This window comes from Pseudoalteromonas sp. S3260 (assembly GCF_005886925.1).
GTDB lineage: Bacteria > Pseudomonadota > Gammaproteobacteria > Enterobacterales > Alteromonadaceae > Pseudoalteromonas > Pseudoalteromonas tetraodonis.
The window spans coordinates 1-300 of record NZ_PNCV01000195.1 but is presented as its reverse complement, the minus strand read 5'-3'; the positions used below and the strand labels follow the sequence as shown (position 1 = coordinate 300).

Annotated in this window: 1 pseudogene; it reads left to right on the top strand. The window is 39.7% G+C overall.

Going from position 1 to position 300, the window contains the following annotated elements:
- Positions 1-76: 76 nt before the first annotated feature.
- Positions 77-300, top strand: a pseudogene (locus CWC14_RS18135) (IS110 family transposase); the annotation flags it as partial.

Here is a 300-nt window from a genome sequence, read left to right as displayed (position 1 = left end):
ACCGAGATGTATGGACTCCCCTCCCATCGAGGGGTAACGTAATAAGTGACAAAACTTTTACTAAAGGAGTCCATACATGATGAATCTTAACGTTATTGCGATTGATTTAGCAAAAAATAATTATCAAGTTTGTAAAATAGGTCAAGATCGACAGGTTATATACAACAAAGAAGTATCGCGACAAAAGCTACTTCAATTATTGGCGTCAGAAAAGCAGTCATTAGTGGCGATGGAGTCATGTGGTGGCACGCATTATTGGGCAAGAAAAGCGAAAGAGGCAGGCCATACAGTTAAGCCAAT